General features: G+C 66.8%; 21 protein-coding genes and 1 pseudogene. 12 read left to right on the forward strand and 10 right to left on the reverse strand.

Annotated features, from left to right (window positions below; all coding sequences use genetic code 11):
- Nucleotides 1–54 precede the first annotated feature (54 nt).
- Complete coding sequence (locus tag AB0M29_RS10740; RefSeq protein ID WP_365381808.1) at nt 55–261, reverse strand: helix-turn-helix domain-containing protein; 207 nt, start codon at nt 259–261, stop codon at nt 55–57.
- 225 nt (nt 262–486) lie between these two features.
- Nucleotides 487–1,104, reverse strand: a complete 618-nt coding sequence (locus tag AB0M29_RS10745; RefSeq protein WP_365381810.1) for a hypothetical protein — start codon at nt 1,102–1,104, stop codon at nt 487–489.
- A gap of 1,449 nt (nt 1,105–2,553) precedes the next feature.
- On the opposite strand from AB0M29_RS10745, the gene aspS reads away from it, so the two are divergent.
- A complete protein-coding gene (gene aspS, locus AB0M29_RS10750) occupies nt 2,554–3,864 on the forward strand; it encodes an aspartate--tRNA(Asn) ligase (protein WP_365381812.1) in 1,311 nt (436 codons plus the stop codon).
- A 57-nt stretch (nt 3,865–3,921) separates the two neighbouring features.
- On the opposite strand, the gene AB0M29_RS10755 is transcribed toward aspS, so the two are convergent.
- Genes AB0M29_RS10755 through AB0M29_RS10770 form a run of 4 tightly spaced genes read right to left on the reverse strand, consistent with a single transcriptional unit; the run spans nt 3,922 to nt 7,298 of the window.
- On the reverse strand, nt 3,922–4,692 hold the full coding sequence (locus AB0M29_RS10755; protein ID WP_365381814.1) for a hypothetical protein: 771 nt from the start codon (nt 4,690–4,692) through the stop codon (nt 3,922–3,924).
- A gap of 37 nt (nt 4,693–4,729) precedes the next feature.
- Nucleotides 4,730–5,635 carry a radical SAM protein gene (locus AB0M29_RS10760; protein WP_365381815.1) on the reverse strand — a complete coding sequence of 302 codons (906 nt, stop codon included), beginning with the start codon at nt 5,633–5,635 and terminating at the stop codon, nt 4,730–4,732.
- A complete protein-coding gene (locus AB0M29_RS10765; RefSeq protein WP_365381817.1) occupies nt 5,632–6,918 on the reverse strand; it encodes a radical SAM protein in 1,287 nt (428 codons plus the stop codon). The genes AB0M29_RS10760 and AB0M29_RS10765 overlap by 4 nt, the downstream gene beginning before the upstream one ends.
- A gap of 20 nt (nt 6,919–6,938) precedes the next feature.
- On the reverse strand, nt 6,939–7,298 hold the full coding sequence (locus AB0M29_RS10770; protein WP_365381819.1) for a hypothetical protein: 360 nt from the start codon (nt 7,296–7,298) through the stop codon (nt 6,939–6,941).
- Nucleotides 7,299–7,651: 353 nt separating this feature from the next.
- Between AB0M29_RS10770 and AB0M29_RS10775 the strand changes: the two genes are divergently transcribed.
- Nucleotides 7,652–8,926 (forward strand): transcriptional regulator, encoded by a 1,275-nt coding sequence (locus AB0M29_RS10775; protein ID WP_365381821.1) that lies wholly within the window; start codon nt 7,652–7,654, stop codon nt 8,924–8,926.
- On the opposite strand, the gene AB0M29_RS10780 is transcribed toward AB0M29_RS10775, so the two are convergent.
- Nucleotides 8,907–9,566, reverse strand: coding sequence for an HAD family hydrolase (locus AB0M29_RS10780; protein WP_365381823.1), 660 nt, complete (start codon nt 9,564–9,566; stop codon nt 8,907–8,909). The two genes, AB0M29_RS10775 and AB0M29_RS10780, sit on opposite strands and share 20 nt — an antisense overlap.
- A gap of 517 nt (nt 9,567–10,083) precedes the next feature.
- Here AB0M29_RS10780 and AB0M29_RS10785 point away from each other — a divergent pair.
- The 9 genes from AB0M29_RS10785 (at nt 10,084) to AB0M29_RS10825 (ending at nt 18,191) form a co-directional block, all read left to right on the forward strand.
- Entirely contained in the window at nt 10,084–11,310 is a 1,227-nt protein-coding gene (locus AB0M29_RS10785) for a helix-turn-helix transcriptional regulator (RefSeq protein WP_365381825.1), read from the forward strand.
- 166 nt (nt 11,311–11,476) lie between these two features.
- Nucleotides 11,477–11,905 carry a hypothetical protein gene (locus tag AB0M29_RS10790; RefSeq protein ID WP_365381827.1) on the forward strand — a complete coding sequence of 143 codons (429 nt, stop codon included), beginning with the start codon at nt 11,477–11,479 and terminating at the stop codon, nt 11,903–11,905.
- Between the two features lie 4 nt (nt 11,906–11,909).
- The gene (locus AB0M29_RS10795) at nt 11,910–12,104 is read left to right on the forward strand and encodes a hypothetical protein (RefSeq protein ID WP_365381828.1); all 195 of its coding nucleotides are present in this window, start codon (nt 11,910–11,912) and stop codon (nt 12,102–12,104) included.
- A 178-nt stretch (nt 12,105–12,282) separates the two neighbouring features.
- Nucleotides 12,283–13,692, forward strand: coding sequence for a histidine kinase (locus AB0M29_RS10800; protein ID WP_365381830.1), 1,410 nt, complete (start codon nt 12,283–12,285; stop codon nt 13,690–13,692).
- Nucleotides 13,682–14,131, forward strand: coding sequence for a roadblock/LC7 domain-containing protein (locus tag AB0M29_RS10805; protein ID WP_365381832.1), 450 nt, complete (start codon nt 13,682–13,684; stop codon nt 14,129–14,131). The genes AB0M29_RS10800 and AB0M29_RS10805 overlap by 11 nt, the downstream gene beginning before the upstream one ends.
- A gap of 26 nt (nt 14,132–14,157) precedes the next feature.
- A complete protein-coding gene (locus AB0M29_RS10810; RefSeq protein ID WP_365381955.1) occupies nt 14,158–14,487 on the forward strand; it encodes a DUF742 domain-containing protein in 330 nt (109 codons plus the stop codon).
- Nucleotides 14,468–15,067: an ATP/GTP-binding protein gene (locus AB0M29_RS10815; protein ID WP_365381834.1), complete on the forward strand. Its 600-nt coding sequence runs from the start codon at nt 14,468–14,470 to the stop codon at nt 15,065–15,067. Before AB0M29_RS10810 ends, AB0M29_RS10815 begins: the two co-directional genes overlap by 20 nt.
- Nucleotides 15,064–16,290, forward strand: coding sequence for a cytochrome P450 (locus AB0M29_RS10820; protein WP_365381836.1), 1,227 nt, complete (start codon nt 15,064–15,066; stop codon nt 16,288–16,290). Before AB0M29_RS10815 ends, AB0M29_RS10820 begins: the two co-directional genes overlap by 4 nt.
- Entirely contained in the window at nt 16,287–18,191 is a 1,905-nt protein-coding gene (locus AB0M29_RS10825; RefSeq protein ID WP_365381837.1) for a cytochrome P450, read from the forward strand. The genes AB0M29_RS10820 and AB0M29_RS10825 overlap by 4 nt, the downstream gene beginning before the upstream one ends.
- Before the next feature lie 102 nt (nt 18,192–18,293).
- Here AB0M29_RS10825 and AB0M29_RS10830 read toward each other — a convergent pair.
- From AB0M29_RS10830 to AB0M29_RS10840, 3 genes and pseudogenes are all read right to left on the reverse strand, one after another.
- A pseudogene (locus tag AB0M29_RS10830) lies at nt 18,294–18,478 on the reverse strand (type III polyketide synthase); the annotation flags it as partial.
- Nucleotides 18,479–18,753: 275 nt separating this feature from the next.
- Entirely contained in the window at nt 18,754–19,218 is a 465-nt protein-coding gene (locus AB0M29_RS10835) for a DUF6228 family protein (RefSeq protein ID WP_365381839.1), read from the reverse strand.
- A 378-nt stretch (nt 19,219–19,596) separates the two neighbouring features.
- A complete protein-coding gene (locus AB0M29_RS10840; protein ID WP_365381841.1) occupies nt 19,597–20,421 on the reverse strand; it encodes a helix-turn-helix transcriptional regulator in 825 nt (274 codons plus the stop codon).
- A gap of 1,479 nt (nt 20,422–21,900) precedes the next feature.
- Here AB0M29_RS10840 and AB0M29_RS10845 point away from each other — a divergent pair.
- Nucleotides 21,901–22,797, forward strand: coding sequence for a helix-turn-helix domain-containing protein (locus AB0M29_RS10845; RefSeq protein WP_365381843.1), 897 nt, complete (start codon nt 21,901–21,903; stop codon nt 22,795–22,797).
- Nucleotide 22,798 lies beyond the last annotated feature (1 nt).

The following is a 22,798-nucleotide window of genomic DNA, read 5'->3' on the forward strand; positions in this document are numbered from 1 at the left end:
CGTGGTACTACTCCTTGGTTCGGGAATGGTTATGGTCGGACGAACGGCGAGAGATCACCGGCGGGCGCGAGGGGAAGCAACCAGCCTGCTGGTGATGAACTCCTCGAGCCCGGCAGCGGGTACACGGACGCGGGAGCGTTCCGTTCCGGTGCGTAGATCGACGACGGGGAGGTCTCCGGCGGCGATGAAGCGGTAGACGGTGCGGCGGTCGACGTCCAAGGCGGCGGCGACAGCGGGGATGGACAGCAAACGGGCAGGCATGCGCGAGTCCTCGGAACAGCGGTGGAAAGGCCAAGGGGCGAATTGATGCAACCGGGCTGTTGGCGGTCCACCGCGCAGGTAAACCAGCCCTGTTAGGCAGGGAGAACAGATCGCTGAGGGGCTGGGGCGCGTGAGACGGCCGCGTGAAGCTTGGATCGCCGACGTGCGGGATGTATGCGGCGGTGGTCCCGCGCTCGGATCGTGAGTCGGAGCGCCGGACGGAAGCTACCGCTCGGGTACGTCCGGAAGGGCCATGATCTCTTCCAGATGGTCCCAGTCGATCTCGACGTCTTCCGGCCTGAAGCGATGCGGGTAACGCAGCGCAATCCAACTCGCGCTGACACCAGCCCACTCGGCGCCCACCCACGCCGGAACGCTCGACTCGAGCCAGCGGTCCATACAGGAGTCACGCAGGCTGGAGACCTGCTCCCCCAAGCCCGCTTGCACCTCGTCCGGGCTCAACACCGCCTGGCGAGCCGGTCTCCGTCCCCCCAGGTACTCGGGGGACGCCAACGACATACCCCGCTCGCCCGGGAACAACAGATCTCCAGCCATCAAGTCCGCCCCGTCGATCCACCGCCTCAGTACACCCACGAGGGCCGGAGAGACAGGAATCCTCCGGGCCTCACCGACACGGACCAGCACCTCTCCGAACTCCTCGTCCAGGGGCGTCACGTCCTGTACCCGAACCGTGGCCACTTCACCCGGCGATAGTGCGGTGCCCGCCATAAAGCCGAGGCAGGGGAAAACCGACCCCGGAGATCCCTCCTGGATCCACGTGAGAAGGGCGCGGACGTGGTCCACAGAGAGTAGAGAAGATTCGTCTATTGCAGCCTGTGACAAGCTACTTGACTCCTCACATGAGACACCGGGACACGTCGGCGTCCCCTGGTCATTCAAATGGTCCGGAGAAGCGCCGGTTTGGCCAACCGGCGATCGTCGGCTATGTTGCCCGCCCTGTAACGCGCACCGTGTCTGCTCGGCCTCGACGTCGGCGGGTGGGAGTATGTACGAGCGCGGGGCTCCGGGACCGCCGTCCGAGGCGACAGTTAGCAGACCGTCGTCCGTGAACCAGTCGAGATTTGCCGTGACGCGGCACTCAGGAACCCCGAGGGCCTTGGCCAACTACCTCGTCGTGGTGCCCGGATGCCGTACCACGTGTGCGAGGACGGCACGATTGCCGCGGTAGCCTCGCAGACGCAGAAGCAGCGTCCGGTGGATACCGCTAGGAAGTAACCAGCCATTTGGCCCGCCCGAGCGTTCAGTCCACCTAGAGCAAAGCGCATCTGTGAAGCGAAGCGGACAGAGCGGATAGCGAATCCTGACAGACGAGCCTCCCATGTATGTTCCAGGACAGAGGAGCGACCTGCGCAATGCCCATCCCGCCGAGTGATTCCGGAAATCTAATCACCGCCAAGAGTGGGTTACCTCTGACCTGGTGTTTTGCGGTATGTTGTACATTGACATAGTCATGGCACAGCGATCCAGTCTTTTGGCTCTCTTTCTTGTCTGCCGTCGGCGAATGGCTGGCCTGGCGCCAACATTGCTCGACCAGCTCGCTGCTCCGAGACGAGGGGCATCCATACCGCGTCGTTGAAGGACAACCAGCCGCGGCTGCCACAGGCTGTAGGCCGTCGCCGTGAGAGACCGCAGGCATGCATGAGGAGGTCTCTCCTCTGGCGGGGTCGGTAGGGATCGAAGTTGGCAAGGATGAGCGTCCCCTCCTGACCCGATCCCTTACGGTCCCCCCTTTCGGCTGCGCACTGGTCCCATTCCGGTTCAGGTCGTCGATGAGACGCCCGGTGAGGGCGCGGAGCCGGGCGTCCGCGCCGACCAGCGGGTCCGGGCACGCCGCTCTTCCGGGTAGATACAGGGGCTTCATGATCCAGTCGAGTCGTGGGGTGAGTTCCTCGGCGTCGGCAACCAACGGTCCGTCGCATGGCCGCGCTCACGACAGGTTCTCCCAGCCAGGTGAGTTTCTTGATTGCCACCGCTGCCACACTCTCCGTATCCTGCTGGGCAACGCGTTGAAGGAGACGAGTAGCCAGGGATCACGCGAGCAGAGAGAACCGCCGGAAGCTGGGAAGGTGGTCTCGCGTCCCGAGGTGAAGACCCTCCTGAGCGCGGGGAGGAACGACCCCGCCTGGTGGTCCAATGCCCCGCCGGTCGGCCCCCGTCACCGGGCCTGAATGAGGCCGCCACTCTGTGGCGGCGAAAGTGCGGTGGCACCGCGAGTTGCCCTTCTCGCCCGCACTCCCAAGGGATCATGACGAAGTCCTTCGGAGGACCCGAATGATCCACAGCCGCGTACACGTCTCCGACCTGCGAGAACACGTCGGCCGTACCGTTTCCGTCTGCGGATGGGTGAACACCCTCCGCCTGCAGCGCAAGATGCAGTTCGTCATCGTGCGCGACCACACCGGCATGGTGCAGGTGACCCACAAGCGCGACGACGGGCCACTGGAGGCCCAGCTCGAAGCCCTCACATCCGAGTCCGCTGTAAGGATCACCGGCCGCGTCGTCGACGCGGCCCAGGTCAAGATCGGCGGCCTGGAGATCGTCCCCGAAGCGGTGGAGGTCCTGAACCCGGCCGCCACGCCGCTGCCGATCGACGAGCACACCGGCCTGGAGCAGCGCATGGACTGGCGCTTCCTGGACGTGCGCCGCCGTCCCGCCGCTCAACTGATGTTTGCCGTGCAGACCACGCTGGAACAGGGCATGCGCGAGTACGCCTACGCGCAGGGCGCCACCGAGATGCACACTCCCAAGCTCATGGGCACCGCCTCAGAGTCCGGCGCGGAGGTCTTCAAGCTCGGCTATTTCGGCCGCAACGCCTATCTGGCGCAGTCGCCGCAGTTCTTCAAGCAGATGGCGATCGCGGCCGGCGTCGACAAGGTCTTCGAGATCGGGCCGGTCTTCCGCGCCGAGCCATCGTTCACCTCCCGCCACTCCACCGAGTTCACAGGCGTCGACGTCGAGCTGGCCTGGATCGACGGGGTCGAGGACGTCATGGCGTTCGAGGAGCAGATGCTCGCCCACGCGATCGCCAAGGTCGCCGACGCACATGGTGAGGCGATCGCTGAGCATTTCGGTGTCGAGGTCGCCGTGCCCACGACGCCCTTTCCGCGGATCACCATGGCCGAAGCGCACGAGGTTCTTCGCAAGGGCGGATGGGACCCGGCAGGGGTCAAGGAAGACCTGGACCCGGAGGGCGAACGCAGCATCTCGACCCACATCAAGGAGACCACCGGGCACGATTTCGTGTTCATCACGCACTACCCAGTCGGTATCCGGCCCTTCTATCACATGCGGCCGGCCGATGACGCGAGCGTGACCTTGAGCTTCGACCTGCTGTGGAAGGGACTGGAGGTCACCACCGGCGCACAGCGTGAGCACCGCTACGACATGCTGCTGAAGCAGGCCGCCGAGAAGGGCATGAGCACCGAGCCGATGCAGGACTATCTGAGCGCGTTCCGGTACGGGTGCCCGCCGCACGGGGGCCTCGGCATGGGCCTCGGGCGGGTGCTGATGGTGATGCTCGGCCTGGACTCCATCCGTGAGGCCACCTTCCTCTTCCGCGGGCCGAACCGGCTCACACCGTAGCCGGTCGCGGTTGCGGCCCACGACACGGGCGAGCGCCTCGTGTCGTGGGCCGCGACATCAGTAGCGGACGTTGCGCAGGTCATGCATCCATGACTCGCTGGGGTTCTTGTCCCAGTACGTCCGCAGCGCCAGTTCACGCTCAGAGAAGAGGCCCTGGTGGCACAGACCACCGTGGGAGAGGGTGACGCTCATGGCGAGCGCCGACTCGGTGGTGACCCAGTGGGGTGTCAGAGCGTGGCTCCACAGCTGGTCCCCGGCCCGCATGGTGACGGAGTGGCGATCGGCCACGTCGTGCGCGGGCGGTTCCTCGCCGGTCGTCTCGCCGATGACCGCCGCATCGGCTGACAGATGCTTGTCGGGGGCGAGGTAGCTGTGGAACGTCTTGGTGCCGTGGACCTGCCAGACCAGTCCGTGCGAGTTGTCATTGTGGTACGTCGAGGACGCACCTTCGGTGGACAGGAACAGGATGGGTGCCAGGCGCTGCCAGGTGAAGCCCCGGACGGACAGGTGGGTGCGCCAGGGGATCATGACCTCCGCCTGGAAGCCGCTCAGGAGGTCGTCGTAGAAGCGACTGAGGTTGAAGTGGACCAGCCGGAACGGCCACGTGACGACCTCTTCGAGCGGGGCGGTGCGGAAGGTAGCGGTACGGTCCATGCGCACCTGCCAGTCGTCGTCCCCAAGGATCGTGAACCGGACCTCCTCGTCCTTGCGGATGTGCTCCAGGACGTCGATGGCGGGCAAGAACGTGTAGTCGAAGCGAACATCCAACGGAAAGTTCGGCGGCTGCCGCCACCGGCGGGTGAAGTCGCCAGGAGTCGTGATCGTCATAGAGCGGTCCATGGAGTCGTGTGCGGGCAGCCCACCCTCACGCCTGCGTGGCACACGACGCACTGTGTTCGTCGGACGCGGCGGAGGGGCGGCAGATGGCAGCGCAGTCCGGGGTCACCCGGTCCTGCGGCGGAGGCGTCAGGAACTGTCTGATCTCGGCCCGGGGCGCGTGGGCGCTGACGGACGCCTGGCCGTAGGGACAGCGCCGCATGTGGCCGTCGGCGGACACGTAAGCAGTCGTGGAGCGGCACGACCAGCGCTCGCCCCCTGTGGCGGACAGCTGGAGATCCCGCAGCTCGCCTAGGTACTCCCGGTACCGGTCGGACAGATTGAAGTAGCGGCCCAGCAGATCGGCGTCGAGATGTTGCTGGACCAGATAGTCCTGCACCGACTTGCCTTCGCGGCGCAGGGCACGCTCGTCGAGGACCACCGGGCTGAACTGGACCTCCACTCCTGCGTCAGAGACGAGGCCGGCCAGCTCCCGGCACTCGCTGTCGCTCAGGCCCCAGCAGGTGACGTGCAGGATCTTCGTCTCGGTGCTGATTGCGCGAAGCGTGTCGATGCCCGAAGCCGCCGTGCGGGTGGTGCGTCCCAGCAGCATCGCGCCTTGTGAGTCGGCGGAGACGGTCACGTTGGCCAGCAGATGCGCCACCGTGGAGAGGGTGACGACCTCCGCCACGGCCCGAGCGGAGGTCACCATCGACACCGACATGCCGAACTGGCGGGCCAGCCGTACGAGCTGCCTGAGCTGCGGGTGGTGGGTCGGTTCGCCGCCGGTCAGGCATACCCCGTCCACGCCCATCTCCTTCAGCCGCGACAAGGTGCGGGCGTAGGTCGCGGTGTCGAGGAAGCCGCGAGCGCGATCGGCACGGAAACAGAACCCGCAGGCCACCTTGCAGTGCCCCGCCGTGGAGATCAGCGCCGTGTGAACGTGGGCGTTCATTGCACCCCCGTGTTATCCCACACGGCGATCTCCACGGTGCTCGTGTAGAACGCGCACATCTCGGGGTCCGGGGTACTTCCGCCGACGAGGGTCTGCTCGTTGCGGGACGGGCCGCCACAGATGGCGAGCGCAGGGCAGTTCCCGCACTCGGGGATGGGAGCGACCCTCTTCGCCACGCCGGTCAGGCTGTCCGGATCGGCTCGCACCTCGTCCAGCGTGCGCAGGAACGACGCCTCGGTGAAGTTGATGTCGCACAGGCTGACCCGGTTGCCAGGCAGCAGGGCGGCGTTCAGGCTGCGGTCGCCTTGCATGTGGTCGAACAGCATCGGCCGACGCGTGTCCAGGGCCTGGAAGGCGCGGTCCAGGACGGAGAACAGCATTCCGCCCCGTGCCAGGGCGGTCAGCCGCGCCTCATACAACTCGCGCGCCAGGTCGGCGCCGTCGACCTGCCAGCGACCCGCAGTAGGGATGGGCGTGTTGACGTAGATGAACTTCAGCCCGAGGTCATCGATGATCCACCGGACGGTCTCGGCGAGGCGTCCGATGTTCGCGGCCGTCGGGGTAAGGTTGCAGCCCACGTGCAGCCCACCGGCCTCAACGAACCGGGCGACGTTGCGGCGAATCCGGTCGTCCGCGGGCCGGCCACCGAGCAGAAGGCGGTGCGCGGAGTTGATCCCCGGGGGGCCATCAATGGAGATGCCGACTCCGTACTCGTACGCTACGAAGTGGTCGAGGGCATCGTCGGTCAAGCGGGCACCGTTGGTGACGACCGTGCGACGCACCCTCGTCACGTCATAGCGGTCCGCGAGGGAGTCGGCGAGCTGGTCGCCGTACTGCATGAGGTCGAATCGGATGGTCGGCTCGCCGCCGAACCACTGGATGGAGACCTCTTCCTGCCCGGCGTTCTGTTCGAACAGGAACTCCAGCCCTTCCGAGAGCTCTTCCTTCGATATGTCTGGCTTGCCGGTGTTGGTATCGACGAAGCAGTAGGTGCAGGCCATGTTGCAGCGGTCGGTGAGGACCACACGGAGACCGCTGATACGAGAGGGGCTGGCGTCCAGGCCGAGGAAGCGAAGACGATCACGGAGTGCTTCACGCCGGTCGGCCACGGGGCCGCCGGGGGTGAAGCCGAGCCCTGCAAGGGCTTCATGAGTCGCGGTTGGGGGGACCCCGGCGAGGTCTTTGACCTCGCCGGGGTCGATGAACACACTGTCCAGCGCGACCGGATCGAGGAGAACCGCTTCCCCGTCCCGCTCGTACTGGAAGTACTTCCCCCACAGCATCCGGGGGACGGCCATGGTGGTCAGGCCGCCGTTTCCTCTGTGGCGATCCCGAGTTCGCCCATTACCTCGCGGACCTTCTCCTCGGCTGCGGCCTGGAGCTTCGCTGAGGTGGCCGGCGAGCCGCCGTCGGCCAGGACGATCACACCCGGCAGCGTCGGGTTCGGCGCGATAACCGTGATGCCTGCCGGGTCGGTACCTATGACCATGAGCGCGTCCTTCAGCTCGACCCAGTCGGTGCGCTCCTTGAGGGCCTCGATGATGCGGCCCTGCTTCTCCTGGAAGGAGGCGCGCTCACCCATCCACACGCCCGCCTTGGACTTGGAGTCCACGACATCCGCGTAGATCAGGTGGTCCTTCTTCTCTCGCCTGGCTTGAGGCATGGCTGATCCTTCCTCGTGCGCTGGATGTACTCGAACAACCCCCGGAGACCCACGGGTGCCGCCCCGCTCGGGGGGCGCGGGCTGGGCGGCGCGGCATCACTGCGACAACCGAGCACGGGCTGTGTAGCCCCCGGTCTTCAGCCCCGCCGCTCTGCGGAGCACAGCAGCGGGGTGAAACGCAGCTTCGCAGCGTCGTGGGACATCATGCTGACTCGTGAAGTCCTATTCGAGGACTCTGACAGGTCATCAAGAGGACTTAGTCGGGACCTTGTTGCTCTCAGGTGGTTCTGTTTGCGCCACGATGAGGACATCGCATATCGCTCTCCGACGAGAGCTCGTCCCGGAGGAGATCCATGGCGCGTCCCGCAGGCAACATCAAGCTCAAGGCCGCTCGTCTGGCTGCTGGATACAACTCCCAGCAAGCCTTGGCTGACGCCATTACCAAGGTGGCGCCAAGCCTCGGCATCAGGGGGCTGACTGTCGGCGTCCGGCAGATCCGGCGCTGGGAATCCGCGTCCCCGCCCTGGCCGCAGCCCGATGTGCACCGGGTCCTGACCCACCTCTTGGGGCAGGCCATGGAGGACCTCGGATTCACACCTCCGTGGGGAAGCGCACGGACACCGCCCAGCACCGCGACCGGCGCGATCCCCCGCTCCCCGCTGGGCGGAGCAAGGTTGGCTTCCGTCCCGGCTCAAGGCGCAGCCACAACGCAACCAGCCAGTGTCGGCAGGGATTTCGAGGCTGTCACCCGTGCGCATCGGCACCTGTACTGGTCCGTTGCCCCTACCGTGCTGCATCCGGCGATTCTGGAGCATGCCCGTCTGGGGTGCGCCCTCCTCCCAGAGACGGCCAACCCACCTCGTCAGACTGTCGCGGCCGCACTGGCCGAGTCCTACCTGCTGGCCGGCCGTATCGAGTTCTTCGACCTGCAACAGCCAGGACAGGCTTCAGAGACCCTCCTGCGGGCCCTGCAGGCTGCAGGCGAAGCGGACGACCCGCTGCTCGGAGCGGCCATCCTCGCGCACATGGCCTTCATCCCGGGCTGGGCGCACGACCGGGAAGCCGCAGCCGAGCGCATGCTGGCCGCCCGTACCTATGCCCGCCGCGGGTACGCATCGGCCGAGTTCTGGGCATGGCTGGATGCTGTAGAGGCGGAATGCGAGACCCGCTGCGGAGATCCTCACGCGGCCCTGCGCTTGATCAGTCGCGCCGAGGACACGCTCGCCGAGGGCTCCGAACATGCCACGCCCGACTGGGTGGACTGGTTCAGCCCCGTCCGCCTGTCCGCGTTCAAAGGCAACACGCAGTTGAAGGCCGGCCACTTGCCGCAGGCTCGCCAGACCCTCCTCGACGTACTCGACGGTCTGCCACCCGAGTCGGACAAACAGCGCACTGTCGTCCTTGGCGACCTCGCTGCGGTCGAAGCCGCGGACAGTAAACCGGAGGAGGCATGCTGCTACGCCATCATGGCCCTCGATCAGTTGGCCGTCACCTGGTATGCCACCGGGATGGATCGCGTCCGGGAGGTCCGGCGCACGCTCGCTCCCTGGCAGAACGAGCAGTGCGTCCGGCACCTCGATGACCGTCTCTACGACTGGGGCACGACGGTCAGCGCTCTCCAGCGTTGAACTTGGCGATCTTCTCCGGCAGTTCCGCCAGCGAATCGATGCGCATGGTCGTGATGGCGTCCGCGTCCGGATCGCGTTGCTGGATGGTGCCCCAGGGGCCGCGCCGGATGAGGGCGGTCAAGAGCCCTGCCTGCACGGCAGGACGGATGTCGTTGTCGAGGCGGTCACCGACGTAAAGGATCTCGCCGGGCTCAGCAGGCGTTGCCTCGATGACGTGCTCGAAGAAGCTCACGTCCGGCTTTGACGCCCCCCAGTCGTCACTGGTGGCGATCATGTCGGAATGAAGGTCCAGCCCACGCAGCAGACCGCCGGCCCGCACTGTCTGGTTCCCGGCGATGCCAACCCACAGCCCTGTTTCACGAAGGGCAGACAGGGTGGGCCGGACGTCCGGGTAGAGGTCATCCTCGCCGAACCACTCTGGCTTTCCAGCAGCCGCGCGCTTCTCCCGCTCCTCAGCCAGGTCGAACCCGGGCCGAAACTCCTGGAACGTCTCACGATAGTCGCGCCCCTGCGCGATGACCGCTCCGAACATCGCCGCGAAGGTGTGCCGTGGCACCCCCAGCCAGTCCGCCCACGTCCCGTACTCCCGGGTCTCGTCAACAAGACACTCACCCACGTCGAACACCACCGCACGAATCATGCTCCGCAGGTTAGACGGTTCAGCACGACAGGCGAAGCGGCCCCTGACACAGCGGTGGTCTCGGTCGTCGGGCGGCGGAACGCTCTCTCCGGACCCCTCAAGGTGAAGTGAACTGTGATGGCAGGACCAGCTACATCGTCCACCGCCCCAAGCGGATCGTGACGGTCAGCCTAGAGACGATGAAGATCGTGGATGGACTGCCGACGCTGGACATCCTTGAGTGAGGGCGTGGCCCGGGCAGGCACTAACTGGCTTGCCGGGACCATGGGACCGTCAGCCTGCCCCCCGTTCGAATCGCTGGAGGTCCTCCGCAGGGAGACGGCCCTTGCCCGACTCCGTGCGGCGGCTGAGCGGCTCAGCTCCTAGACCGTTCGCCGGCGCGCCCACTCGCGGTCTCCCCCGGTTACGGGACCTGTCGGCCTGTGTGAACAGTTCACGATCGGGGCTTGTCCGACGGGACCTGCACCTTACGCTGGGGTGGGGAGTGCTTCCGCCGTGCGAAGGGAAAGATCCATTCATGAGCGACGACCTGACGCTTGGGGAACGGCTCCGGACGGCCCGCCGGACGAGGCAACTGTCCACCGCGCAGCTCGCAGAGCGAGTGGCGATCTCGCCGAGCTATCTACAGAAGCTAGAGTCCGGGGCTCGGCGGGCCAGTCCATCGTTGACGCTCGCGCTGGCCAAGGCGCTCCGCTTCGGGCCCGAGGTCCTCACCGGACAGCCGTACTACGGAGAGCCGGAGACGGAGGACAAGGTCCACGCGGTCATACCTGAGCTGCGCAGGGTCCTGCTGTGCTACGACTCCCCGGACGAACTCGACGTGGCCCCGCGTTCGCTTGCGGTCCTGGCGTCGGAGGTCGACCAGGTCGCGGCGCTGCGCCGGGACGCGCGGTACGCGCCCATGGGGCCGCTGCTTCCGGCGGTGATCGCCGAGCTCACACATGTCGCGCTCACGGCGGACGGGAGCGACCAGCAGAAGGCGTACTGGCACCTGGCGCGGGCGTACCGTGCAGCGAACTCCTTGGCTCACAAGCTGGGCCATCATGATCTCTCGCACACCGCCCTGGACAGAATCCACTGGGCTGCGGACAGGTCCGGTGAGCCCCTGATGCAGATCCTCGCGGCCTACCTCAAGGCTGGAGCGATGATTCGTCAGGCTGCTCTGGGGTCCGCGCGGCGCAAGCTCCTAGCGCTGCGCGGCGAACTCGAAAGGCTGCAGCCGGAGCGGGCGTTCTCCGCGGACGCCTCCGCTGTCGACGGCGCTATCGTCCTGAAGCTCGCGGTGGTCGAATCGCGGGACAACCGTCCTGATCGGGCCCGTGCCTACCTGGACGAGGCGCGGAGCATCGCCGGTTCCCTCGGCAACCAGGACTCCGCGGCGTACGACCTGTCCTTCGGACCGACGAACATCAAGATCCACGAGATCCACGCCATGATCGACACCGGTGACACAGAGCAGGCTCTCGCTCGCCTCGCGGAGTGGGGCACGGGCGGCGCGGAGTGGGCACCGCCGACCGCGACAGTAGGGGAGCGTTCCAGCCACCATCACATCGATGTCGCTTCCGCGAAGCTCGCGGAAGCCGACAGGGCGGGCGCCTTCGCGGAACTTCAGAGCGCCCGTCGGCTGGCGCCCAACCACACGAGGTTCCACCCGTCGGCGCGGGAGACCGCGTCAGCCCTGGTCCGCGCTGAAATGCATCCGTCGAACGACCTTACATCGTTCGCCGCTTGGGCTGGCATTTAGCACAACTCCGCCATCATTCGCAGCAGTTGGCTTAAATCACCTCCGGACAGTCTGTGCGCGCACGTTGCTTGCAGAGTGGAATGGTCTTCTCACAGTCAGTTGTGAGGAGGCCATTCCCATGTATCCCCGGACTTCATCGGAGCCGATCTCCAACCCACCCCCCTGGGTGCCCATCGGGACACAGCCAGACCTCTGCGAGGCCGGGCTGTGGTGGGACGCGGTCCGGGTCAACGAGGCCGAAGGACGACGGGCGCTCGACTTCCTGCGGTCGACAGGCGCGCCCGTTGGTCCCGTCATCCTCGACGACGGCGGAATCGAGCCGCGGATGTACTTCCTCGTGCCGCCTGGCACCGTCACCAAATGGGTCGACGGTGGCTCGGTGCCCCTCGGACGGCGTTCCCATGTCGTGGTCCCGCCCGCGACTCGTACCGAGCCGCCTGGCCTCCACTGGCTGCACTTCCCCCGATCGCCCAAGAGTGCTCTGACGTCGGTGAACACGCTACGGATCGCCTTGGAGCACGCTCGGCATCCGCACCCGGCCGTTCCGGGGGACGGCGACGCGATACCTGAGACCAACGCCGCGGAAGGGGACTGACCCAGTGGCTCTCAGTGTCTCGCTCCTGTTGGTCATGCTGCTCGTCGTCGGCCTCATGCTCCGGCAGAAGACGGTCAAGCCGCTTCCGGCCGTGGCCTGTGCCCTGCTCGGCTTCCTGGCAGCGTCGTCCAAGGCGGCCCCGGCCATCTCGCAGGGCATCAACAACATCGCTCAGGCCATCGGCAACGTCCATCTGTAGCTGAGCGCCCTGTCAGCGCTGCTCCGGGGCCCCGCGCATCAACTGCCCTGGGCCGCTGGCCAGCACTTCTCGGACCTGCCGGAGTCGGCTGTGCCGAGACTCGCTACGACCAAACCCTCACAAATTGCACCCCAAGTCTCCTAGTCCCGTACCCCAAACCTGTCAGCCAAGGATGTCCATGATCACGCCGTACGTCGTCGCAGAGACCTTGCTGGGCGGTGGATTCGCCGCTGCCTCCGGAGCATTGATCGCCCAGGTCCGGAGACGACAGGCAGTGGCGCGCGCGCTGGCAGCCGCCAAAGCCGAGGCGGTGCAGACGGAGCAAGTCGCCGCACGGCACTTCGAGGAATCCGAGCGGGCGGCGCTGGAGCAGATGGGAACGCTGCGCGGCCAGGTCGACGCGAACTGGCGCTGGTACGAGCACCTGCTGGAGGAGACGTGCCACCTCGCGCAGCGGAGGCTGCCCGCGCTGGTGGATGCCGAGGTGCGCGGCTACGCGAACGTGACAGCGCCGGGCTTGCGGCATCCGATGTTCCAGGGCACCCCGGTGGAAGAGGCGCATGCTTCGGTCGAGGCCGTGCTGCGCGAGGGACTGGCTGTCAACAGGATCGCGATCGCTCGTGCTGCCAGGGCCGGGGTACGCGGTGCCGCGGATGACGCCCAGGCGTTCCTGACACGGCTGCAGATGAAGATCGACGAGGAGCTGGACCGGTTCCCGGCGGCGAGCGCGTACCACCAGGGTCTGTCGGACATCGACCACTACGCGACGATGGCGTTGCACCAGCTGCAGCGGCTACGGATCCTCGCCGGATCCTGGCCCGGCCTTCAGCGTGCGAACGCGAGTTTCCGGGAGATCGTCGAGAGCGCGCGGGGACGTATCGGTCCGTACGAGCGAGTGCACTACACCTACGTTTCGGATGTCGGCGAACGGCAGGTCCAAGGCCGGGTCGTGGAGCCGATCACGGTGGCCTTGGCCGAGTTGTTGGCGAACGCCACGGCGTACTCCAGCGACAACGTGGAGGTGTACGTCCAGCAGGTGCAGGTCGGCTATCGCATCGTGGTCGAAGACACCGGCCTGGGCATGAATGCCTCTCAGCGGGCCGAGGCTGAGCGGCTTCTGTCACACCGAGCCGTCATGGACGTGGCGGAGCTGGCGGACGAGCGCCGGTTGGGGTTCGCCGTGATCGGCCGTCTGACGCATGACTACCACCTGCGCGCCGACGTCGGCGCCCCGTCCTCGGCCGGCGGGGTGAAGGCGGTCCTGTTGGTGCCGACCAGTCTGCTGGGCGAGGCGCTGCCGCCCGAGGACATGGTCGGCGTCATCTCCTCACGAGCGGCCCAGGCGTGGGAGCTCGGCCGGGAACCGGCGCCGGAATCGCCTGCCTTGTCGACCGCCACAGGACTGCCGAAGCGGCGGCCCAAAGGTCCTTCAGGCGTGCAATCCGCGCTGCCGAGCCAGGAGGCCGCGACCGACACCACTGACCCGGCCGTACTCGACGCCGCATTCACGCGGATGCGCCAGGCGCTCCGCGACGGATACGGCACCGATGACACACCGAACCTGAAGGACACCAGTGATGACCTCTGACCAGCACACCGCCGACACCACGGACATGACCTGGTCCCTCAACCAGTTGGTCTCCGGGACACCGGGAGTTGTCCATGCGCTGCTCATCAGCTCCGACGGGCTGGTGTTGGCTGCCTCCGAGGGGTTGGAACGCGCCGACGCCGAACGTGCGGCCGCGGCCCTGAGCGGGATCAAAGCGCTCCAAGGCGACTTGGGAGGGCTGTGCGGGATACCGGACGATCGGCAGCAAACGAGCCCTCTGACATTGCGGCACGTGGTCAGCGACCTCAAGGAACGGACAGTGCTCCTGTTCGCCGCCGGAACGCGCACCGGTCTCGGGGTGTCCGTACGCGGGGATTCCACCAGCCGCGAGTGCGGGTTGGCGATCACGGCCACGTTGAAGCTGATCACGGGCCTGCGTCCGGTCCTGGAGGCGCGTGAGCGGACCGGCGGCGCATGACGGCTCGCGGGCGCCAGCGGCGCGGGATGGTCCGCTCCTACACCGCTACAGGCGGCGTGGCCACACCCACCCGCAGCAGCGTGGACGAGGCGACGCTACTGAAAGCGGACCCCAAAGTGGCGTGGGTCGGACTGCCGGCTCAGGCGCACCGCGTGATGGAGCTCTGCCTGGGCGGTGTGCTGGCCGTGGCGGACGTCGCAGCCTGCCTGGAACTGCCCGCAGCGGTGGTCAAGGTGCTCGTCTGCCGCCTCGTCGACAGCGGGCATCTCATCGCGCGCAACCCGTTCGTACCCACCGCGGCCACTCACGACCGGGAACTCCTGCAAAGGATCTTGAATGGACTCCACAAGCTCTGAACGCTACTTACCAGAGGGCTCCCGGTCCGTGAAGGTCGTCGTCCTCGGTCCCTTCGGCGTGGGCAAGACCACCTTCGTGCGGGCCGTCTCGGAGATCAGGCCGCTGCACACCGAGGAGCGGATGACCCAGGCCGGGGAGCTCGTGGACGACCTCAGCGGGCTGGCGGGCAAGGACACCACGACCGTGGCCATGGACTTCGGCCGCGTCACGCTGGCCGACGACGTCGTCCTGTATGTGTTCGGCGCTCCCGGCCAGGCGCGGTTCGCCCGGATGGTGCGCAGCCTCCTCGAAGGTGCCCTCGGCGGGATCGTCCTGGTCGACACCAGGCGCCTGCGCGCGAGTTTCGACGCGATCGATCTGCTGGAAGAGGCAGGGCTGCCCTACACCGTGGCTGTCAACGGATTCGACGGCACATCTGACACCTACAGCGATGCCGAGCTGCGTGACGCGCTGACCATTGCCGACGACCGGCCACTGGTGCGCCTGGACGCCCGCTTCCGTCATTCGGCCAAGCAGGGCCTCGTCGTGCTCGTCACCGACATCCTCCACCCCCGCACCCGGACGGAGTCCTCCCGATGAACGCACCAAGTCCCGTTCCGCGGCTGTTCGGCGAGGAGTTCGCAGCCCGGCCGGACGTCGCCTACCAGCAGTTGAGGCAGAGCGGGCCAGTGGCGACGGCGGAGATCGCGCAGGGTGTGTACGCGCTGGTCGTCACCAGCCATCGGGCCGCCGTCGCTCTGCTGAACGACACCGCGGTCTTCAGCAAGGACAGCCGCAACTGGACCGCGCTGAACCAGGGTTGGATCCCGCAGGACAGCCCCGTCCTGGCCTTGATGGCATACCGGCCCAGCCTGCTGTACGCCGACGGGGCACAGCATGCCCGCCTGCGGCAGGCCATGGACGACTGCCTTGCCCGCATCGACGTGCACGAGCTACGCGAGACGACGCATCGCCACGCCTCCCGGCTCATCGCGCGCATCGCCCCGACCGGCCACGCGGAACTGATGCGCGACTTCGCGGACACCCTCCCGCTGCTCGTCTTCGTCGACATCCTGGGCTGCCCCGCACAGTTGGTCAGTCGCATGGTCACCGCCTGCCAGGGCGTGATCGGCGCCGATGCCGGGGCCATGCAGGCCGCTGCCGACTTCGCGGCCTGCCTGGCCGAACTGATCGCGGCGAAGAAGGAAATGCCCGGGCGGGACGTCACCTCCTGGATGCTCGCCCACCCCTCCCAGCTCACCGATGAGGAAGTCCTCCACCAACTGTTCTGCTTCGTCGGAGCGGGCACCATCCCCACCGCGGCCTGGATCGCCTCCACGCTGCGGCTCATCCAGGACGACGACAGCTACGCGACGCGCCTGACCGCAGGCGCGGTCACCGTTCGCGGTGCCATGGACCACACGTTGTGGACCTGCTCCCCCATGGCCAACTTCAGCGCCCACTACGCACGCTGGGAAACCCTCCTGCACGGTGTCCCCATCCCGGCCGGCGTACCCGTACTGATCAGCCATGCCGCAACCGGTACCGACCCCGCCCTGCCCGACCTCGGCCCGGACAACCGCGCCCACCTGGCCTGGTCCGCCGGCCCGCACCGCTGCCCCGCCGACAACCAAGCAGGCGTCATCGCCCAGACCGCGATCGAGGCGCTCCTGGACCAACTGTGGGACCTGGAACTCACAGACCCAACCGTTCCCAACCGGCCCGGCCCCTTCCACCAGTGCCCCGCAGCCCTGCCCGCCCGCTTCCACCCCGCACCTGCCGACGCCCTCACGTCCACCGCACCCACCGGAGGTACCGGATGACCACCGCCAACATCCCCACCGTCCTCGACCCCACAGGCGCCGACCTCCACAGCGAGGCGGCCCGCCTGCGCACACAAGGCCCCGCAACGCCGGTGACGCTCCCCGGCAACGTCACGGCATGGTCCGTGACCCGCCACGACATCATCAGGAAGCTCGCGGCAGACCGCCGCGTCTCGCGTGATCCCCGCCAGCACTGGCCCGCACTGGACGCCATACCCGCCGACTGGCCCCTCAACGTCTGGGTGCGCGTCACCAACGCCTTCACCTCCTACGGCGACGAACACCGCCGCCTGCGCAACCTGATCTCCACCGCCTTCACCCCACGCCGCACCCAGGACCTGCGCCCGAACGTCCAGAACCTGGTCGACACCCTGATCCACGACCTACGCCAGATCCCGCCCGGCCAGGCCGTGGACCTGCGCAGCCGCTTCGCCTACGTCATCCCGACCGAGATCATCTGCGACCTGTTCGGCGTCCCCGACACCCTGCGCGACCGCACCCGCCGCGTCATCGACGCCGCGCTACACACCGGTGCCACACCCCAGCAGGCCCAAGCCGACTTCGAGGACCTCCTCGCCTGCATGCGCCACCTTGTCGCCCTCAAGCGCGACGACCCCGGCTCCGACCTGACCAGCGACCTCATCGCCGCACGCGACGGCCAGGACAGGCTGGACGAGGAACAACTCGTCTCCACCCTCATTCTGATGATCGGTGCGGGCAGCGAGACCGCGGTCAACCTCATCGCCCAGGCAACCCTCGCCCTGCTCACCCACCCGCTCCAGCGCTACCTGCTGGCCGCCGGAACGGTGACCTGGGAAGACGTCATCGAAGAAACCCTGCGCACGCAGGGGCCCATCATGCACATGCCCCTGCGCTACGCCGTCGAGGACATCGACCTCGGCAGCGGCGTCGTCATCCGCAAGGGCGAGCCGATCCTCCTCGCCTTCGGCGCCGCCGGACGAGACCCCGCCATCCACGGCCAGGACGCAGACGTCTTCGACGCGTCGCGCCCTTCCAAGGATCACCTCGCCTTCGGCCACGGCGTCCACTACTGCCTCGGGGCACCCCTGGCGAAGCTCGAAGCCGACATCGCCCTCCGCGCCCTCTTCGACGCCTTCCCCCAGATCCGACTCGCAGTAGACCCGAGCCAGTTGCGCCCCCAGGCGTCGTTTATCGCCAACGGCCACCGCGAACTGCCCGTCGTCCTCACCCCGGCCGCAGCCGCTTCGGGACATCAGGCAGCCCAAGAGACGACGATGCCCACACGCCAGGTAACGCCGACCCCGCAGGCAGCCGCCCCGTCCCTGCCTCCCGACCAGAGAGGCCCTCTACTGGCGCCGACCGAGCGTGCCACTCTCGCGCTGGTCGCGGACGGCCTGTCTACAGCCGCAGTCGCCACACGTCTCGGCGTCACCGAGGACACAGTCAAGTCGACGATGCGGCGCGTCCAAAGCAAGGTCGGCGTCCACGGCCGCCCCGCCCTCGTCAACACCGCATACCGCAACCGCCAACTCCCCGCCCCACCCCGGGCATCCACCGGAACCCCGCTGGTCAACCTGACCCCTGAGCAACGAACCCTCCTCCAACTAGTGGCGACCGGCGCCACCGTCCGCCGCATCGCAACGGTGACGAACAGGTCCCTTGAGGCCGCCAAGTCCCGCCTGAAAGCCCTATACACCGCCCTGGGAGCCAACACCGCCGCCCACGCCGTACGCATCGGCTGGGAAAACGGCTACCTCGGTCACGAGCACCCCCTGATCACACACTCCGCAGCGCTGCCTCCGGCTTCCGCCAGCAACCTCCGTACGGACGCAACGGTGGTAGGAGGGCGCGTGGCTTCCCGGCACACGCCGGCCAGCAGTTGGGGAGCGGGTACGTCGGCCGGGGGGAGCCAGCGGTAGACGTACCGCATCATCGCTGCCAGGCGGGGGCCAGAGGCGTTCAGGCCACCCGCGTGCCCAGGTGCGGTGAGCCGCGACCCACAGGGCGGTCCGGGTCGTGAACTCCCACATGGCGATGACGGTCTCGTGCAGGGTCCGTCGCAGTCCCTCACGAAGTGGGTGCCGTCCTCGCGCATGTTCAGTTTGCGCAGGTCACGGGTGCCGGGCAGGGCATGGGGCCAGGACGCGTCCAGCCGCAGCACGGGCTCCGGACAGGGGCGACCGGTGACTACTGCGGCGACCGCAGTGTTCGTCAGCTCGTCGGCGAGCGGCAGGGTCGCGTTCCGCAATATCCCGGGCGACCGCGTCGATACCGGAACGGGCGTACCGCCCAAGAAGCGTGCGGAGGCGTGTCGGCAACGTGCCAGCAGCATCGGGGTAGAGGTGCCTCCCTCGGCGTCGTGAGTGAGTGCACTCTGCCTGGTGTCCGCAGAGGCCCGCTTCAACTCGCCAGCGGGCCAGCCTAGCGTTCTGCCGCTGCCAGCGTTTGCAGCGGCAGAACGGTTGAGGAGCCAGCACTCATTCAGGCGGCTCTCTCAGACTTTCCAGAAAATAGAGTCTGAAATACTTCGGAAAATTCTCGCATCTCCCGGTCACCCTGGTGTGACGTGACAGTCTCGAAGTACCACGCACTTTCAGATTCTGCCACCTCCCCCGATATCCCCCACGTCAAGACGATGCGCCCACCCGAACGCCGCTGCGCAGAAATTCTCAATTGCTCTTCATCTGACTTCCAAATGCGGACTTCATCCCAACTGCTCGATTCGTCAGCCAGTGATGAAAAGAATTCCACCAATCTGTCACCGTCCAATGTCCGGATCGACTCCTTGACGTCCACCCACGCACCCTTGGCCCGTATGGGAATGTCGAGCGCAGGATCGTCTCCGTACGGCCGCGTTGGCGTGGAGAACAGCAGATGGACCCCTTGCCCCGGGTCCCCTACACGGAGGAGCTGTCCGCCATGTGCGTCATGCATGATCATTGGCATCCTATTTTCTTCTTCTCTCTCCTGAAGAGTGCGGCTGGCCACGCAGTTTCGCTGCGAGCACCGCACACTCACCTGGTACTGGAACGGTCTTTTTCGTAGGGGTGTGCAAGTGAGCGACTAGAGTCGTTGTGGCGAGATTCCATGAAGTCACGCCGCGGCTTTGCGAGTTGAACGCGTATGATCCTTGGGTCGTTACGGGCCGGAGCCGCCAGTACCTGCTATGCGGCGAGCGGATAGCACCGCTGGAGCGGAAGAGCGGGTAGATGCTGGCCGCGGAGGTCGGTCATGCCGCGCCTACCCGGTGCCAAATTCAAATAGCGCCATGACAGCCGTGCCCCAACCTCGCGGTACATAACCGAATGGCGGTAGAGGGCACCATCACGTTACTTGGACAGGCTGCTCGCATGCCGGCTCGCGGCTTGCTCGCTGGACCAGGATCGTCATGCGGCAACCAGGAATGCCAGCAAGCTGCAAAACATGGGTGACCAGTTCGGTCACCTGACCGTCGAAAAGCGGGAGCGCCAGCTGAAGTATGTGGCCGTCATAGTGGTCAGCGAAGTCGGCTGCACCATGAGTCCACAGATGGCGGACGGCGGGGTTCTGACTGGTGTCGCTGATGAGCTGCTGAAGGTCTGCGTCGTGGGGACGGTCGACGGCTGCGGCACGGAGCATGCGGACGCACACCTCCGCGTCAGCCTCCCAGTTCAGATGCTGGTCCCGCGCATCAGCACTCAGGAGCACCCACCGCATGAGGTTGGCCCCCGGCCTTGTCGACCACGGGAACAGGGCGGCCATCGCCGTGTTGACCGCCACGACGTTCCATGTGGCATCAACGACGTAGGCGGGGAAAGGCTGCTGGTCCAGCAGGAGGCGCAGTTCGTCACTGATGCGCGGTGGCTCCACGGCTTCCGGACTGGAGAGACCCCCGCCGTTGCTGACGAGGAACAGCGCATGTCGCTGGACCCTGTCGAGTCCGAGCAATGTGCCGATGGTGTCCAGTTCGTGGCGGGTGAAGGTCCGGGTGATCACTCCGCCCTCAAGGTCCCGGTACCAGCGCTCGCTCTTATGCAGGGCGTCGGCTACGTCTCGCTGGAGGATCGAGCGGCCGAGCCTGGCGCTGGCAGCATCCCGGAAAGCGCGCAGCAGGACACCGAGCCCGGTGGATCTTCCTTCACCACTGCCATCCTCCATGACCCTGTGCATGCCACGTTCCTCGCAATTCGCGTCTGCATGGTACTGAACCCGACTGATTATATCCGGATCAAATCATATGAGGTTCCAAGTTAATGTCGACCAGGCACTGTTCCCTCCATCACACGGAAGTTCGACAGTGACACTGCGTGACCGGCAGAAGATTGCCGGTCACCAAATTTTGAACCGAATTGTCCCCCGAGAACGCAGAGGGCCCTTGGCGGCCGCGTTGCATAGAGCTCGCGAAGTCCGCGCACAAATAGGCGAGTTGAGCATTGGTGGGCGCATCGAGTCCGGTACGAGCAAGCATCTCGTTGCTCCGTCGTGATCGTTTTCCTGCATTGACGAATGATCTGGGCCAAGCCCAAGATCTGTCCGTCCGCACAACGGGCGGCAGCTCACGTCGGTGAGCCAAGGGGGGTGGTCATGAACGGTGCCCCCCCGCAGGATCAGCGCGGGCGCTCCTGGTCACGCGTGACTTGAACCGCCCTGGTCAAGCGACTAATAGGCCGTCGCGGCATGCGACACGAGGGAGGGTGCATTGAAGATCATCAGCGCGAACGTGGGGCCGACCGTGCCGCTACCCGTGTCCCGGTCGGCCGCTCCGTCGGCAGAGGCACGTAGCTGTGGCCACCACCACTTAAAGAGAGCCCATTTGCGAGGTCTGGATCTTGATAAAGGCCACGCCTATGTTCGTCGTCGCCAGCCTGGCATCTGGCAACTAGAGGAGTGGGACGCGGAATTGAGCGATCCAACCGGGAAACGTAGACCTCATAAACAGCGACCACACCCAAGGGGGGTTTCAACTCCCCGGCGCCGAACGCTAAGTGGCGCTTCACCCCTTGCAAGGGCTGGAGTTTTTAACCGCCTTCATCGCGCCGGTCCTCTCCTACGGTCACACTGGCGCGGGCTCCATCCCGGAGGAGAGTTTTACGATCCATCGCCCTGCACACGAGGTCGGTACCCCGTGCCAGCGCAGCGGCCCTCACCGCCCCTGGTATGCACTCCGCCGGCGTACCTCCTGCACTCGGCTGCAACACACGGTCATCGGTGACTCTCTGCAACCAGTACAGGGTTTGAGAACCAAGTCTGGATCTTGATCCGGGTCCGTGCGTATGTTCGTCGTCCCCGGGCAACTCACCCGCGGCGACGAGAGTGAGGAGAGCACGAGCGCAGACAGGTACCGCGAAGGCCCGCACACAGCGACGGCGCCCGAGGAGGTTACTCACGGACGCCGAACGCTTTGTGGCATACCCGCCCCGGCAAGGGCGGCAAATGCCGACCATCACCACGCTGAGTCCTTCCGACGGGCACATCAGCGTGGCAACACTGCAAAGGGGAGTCTTTCATGCCTCCTGCCCTGCGCGAAAGGCGTTTCCGCCTGGCCTGCGCGGCAGCCACCTCCGCCTCGGCGCCTGAGTGCTCTGAGCCGCATCGCACCATCCCGACCCCGGCCCGTAGCCGGTCCTGCCCGCTCCTCGGGAGCGGCCGATGAGCAGCGAAGCCCGCGAGTGGGTGTGGGAGCACAGCTCCAGCCGAGGGGCCGCGCGCCTGGTCCTACTGTCGATCGCCGACCGGGTGGCCGACGAGCAGTGCATCTCGTATGCCTCGCTGTCCACCCTGGCCAAGCGCACCTGCGCCTCGGTTTCCACGGTGCGCGAGGCCGTCGGGCGCCTGCTCCAGGCCGGCGAGCTGGAGCAGCTCGACGACCTCGTCGGTCCACAGCGCAGCACCGTCTACCGCATGCCTCTCGCCGCCGAAGCCGTCGGCCAGGCGCAGCGCGATCAGCAGGACGAGGTCGGCGACACGACAGTGTCAGATGAGTCCGCCAGCCCTGTGACACTTCGGCTCTCGCCTCTGCGGCGGTACGGAATCCGCCCGCGGGAGGTGCCGGAATCCCCTGCGAGGGTCCGGAAACCGGCAGTACCGGAAACCGGCAGGTCGCGGCGGAAACCGGCACAGCGACGTACCGGCCACCGACACAGCGATGTACCGGCCACCGGCGCACAGAACCGTAGTGAACCTGATGTGAACCGGAGGTACAGCAGTAGTGGTGCTGCCGTCCTCTCGGCTGCCCAGTGGCAGGTCGACCCCGCCACCCACACCTGGGCCCGCCAGCAGGGGCACCTCGACCGCCTCGGTGAGGAGGGTCTGCGCACCGCCGATGCCAAGTGGCGCGCCCATCGGGCCGCTCTCAAGCCGAGGCCGGCGGACGCCTGGGCTGCCGACTGGCGCTCCTGGGTCGCCCGGGAGCACGCCCCCAGCCGCCCGAACCTCTACGCCGTGCCCGGCAAGAACACCGCCGCACCGGGGGGCATGACGCGGACGGAGGCCCACACCGCCGCCCTGCTGGCCGCCCTCGACGAGCCGACCGGAACGGAGGGCTGAC

This window comes from Streptomyces sp. NPDC051976 (assembly GCF_040680795.1).
Taxonomy (GTDB): Bacteria; Actinomycetota; Actinomycetes; order Streptomycetales; family Streptomycetaceae; genus Actinacidiphila.

Excerpts from the sequence above, each read along its gene's own strand:
- AB0M29_RS10825 (WP_365381837.1), top strand. The coding sequence starts at position 16,287 with ATGACCACCGCCAACATCCCCACCGTCCTCGACCCCACAGGCGCCGAC.
- AB0M29_RS10755 (WP_365381814.1), bottom strand. The coding sequence starts at position 4,692 with ATGACGATCACGACTCCTGGCGACTTCACCCGCCGGTGGCGGCAGCCG.
- AB0M29_RS10760 (WP_365381815.1), bottom strand. The coding sequence starts at position 5,635 with ATGAACGCCCACGTTCACACGGCGCTGATCTCCACGGCGGGGCACTGC.
- AB0M29_RS10775 (WP_365381821.1), top strand. The coding sequence starts at position 7,652 with ATGGCGCGTCCCGCAGGCAACATCAAGCTCAAGGCCGCTCGTCTGGCT.
- AB0M29_RS10785 (WP_365381825.1), top strand. The coding sequence starts at position 10,084 with ATGAGCGACGACCTGACGCTTGGGGAACGGCTCCGGACGGCCCGCCGG.
- AB0M29_RS10805 (WP_365381832.1), top strand. The coding sequence starts at position 13,682 with ATGACCTCTGACCAGCACACCGCCGACACCACGGACATGACCTGGTCC.
- AB0M29_RS10800 (WP_365381830.1), top strand. The coding sequence starts at position 12,283 with ATGATCACGCCGTACGTCGTCGCAGAGACCTTGCTGGGCGGTGGATTC.
- AB0M29_RS10780 (WP_365381823.1), bottom strand. The coding sequence starts at position 9,566 with ATGATTCGTGCGGTGGTGTTCGACGTGGGTGAGTGTCTTGTTGACGAG.
- AB0M29_RS10840 (WP_365381841.1), bottom strand. The coding sequence starts at position 20,421 with ATGCACAGGGTCATGGAGGATGGCAGTGGTGAAGGAAGATCCACCGGG.
- AB0M29_RS10740 (WP_365381808.1), bottom strand. The coding sequence starts at position 261 with ATGCCTGCCCGTTTGCTGTCCATCCCCGCTGTCGCCGCCGCCTTGGAC.
- aspS (WP_365381812.1), top strand. The coding sequence starts at position 2,554 with ATGATCCACAGCCGCGTACACGTCTCCGACCTGCGAGAACACGTCGGC.
- AB0M29_RS10815 (WP_365381834.1), top strand. The coding sequence starts at position 14,468 with ATGGACTCCACAAGCTCTGAACGCTACTTACCAGAGGGCTCCCGGTCC.
- AB0M29_RS10770 (WP_365381819.1), bottom strand. The coding sequence starts at position 7,298 with ATGCCTCAAGCCAGGCGAGAGAAGAAGGACCACCTGATCTACGCGGAT.
- AB0M29_RS10765 (WP_365381817.1), bottom strand. The coding sequence starts at position 6,918 with ATGCTGTGGGGGAAGTACTTCCAGTACGAGCGGGACGGGGAAGCGGTT.
- AB0M29_RS10810 (WP_365381955.1), top strand. The coding sequence starts at position 14,158 with ATGGTCCGCTCCTACACCGCTACAGGCGGCGTGGCCACACCCACCCGC.
- AB0M29_RS10835 (WP_365381839.1), bottom strand. The coding sequence starts at position 19,218 with ATGCCAATGATCATGCATGACGCACATGGCGGACAGCTCCTCCGTGTA.
- AB0M29_RS10845 (WP_365381843.1), top strand. The coding sequence starts at position 21,901 with ATGAGCAGCGAAGCCCGCGAGTGGGTGTGGGAGCACAGCTCCAGCCGA.
- AB0M29_RS10820 (WP_365381836.1), top strand. The coding sequence starts at position 15,064 with ATGAACGCACCAAGTCCCGTTCCGCGGCTGTTCGGCGAGGAGTTCGCA.